Source organism: Acinetobacter sp. 12966 (assembly GCF_031196995.1).
GTDB lineage: Bacteria > Pseudomonadota > Gammaproteobacteria > Pseudomonadales > Moraxellaceae > Acinetobacter > Acinetobacter geminorum.
In genome coordinates this window covers 1-226 of record NZ_JAVIMC010000100.1, presented here as the reverse complement: position 1 = coordinate 226, position 226 = coordinate 1, and the positions used below count along the sequence as shown (strand labels likewise).

Sequence of the window (226 nt, the reverse complement as noted above, 5' to 3'; positions counted from 1 at the left end):
AACAAGTTGAAGTGGTTAGCTTCGGTCCATGGTCTCTAGATTTATCTACACGTACACTGACTCGTGAGGGTCAAATCGTTACATTGACTACAGGTGAATTTGCCGTATTAAAAGCTTTGGTACAGCATCCACGTGAACCTTTAACACGCGACAAGCTCATGAACTTGGCTCGTGGCCGTGAATGGGGTGCAATGGAACGTTCTATTGATGTTCAAGTGTCTCGTCT

Annotated in this window: 1 protein-coding gene; it reads left to right on the top strand. The window is 45.1% G+C overall.

Going from position 1 to position 226, the window contains the following annotated elements; translation table 11 throughout:
* A partial coding sequence (locus RFW85_RS15785) for a winged helix-turn-helix domain-containing protein (protein ID WP_309171671.1) occupies positions 1-226 on the top strand: 226 nt, incomplete at both ends.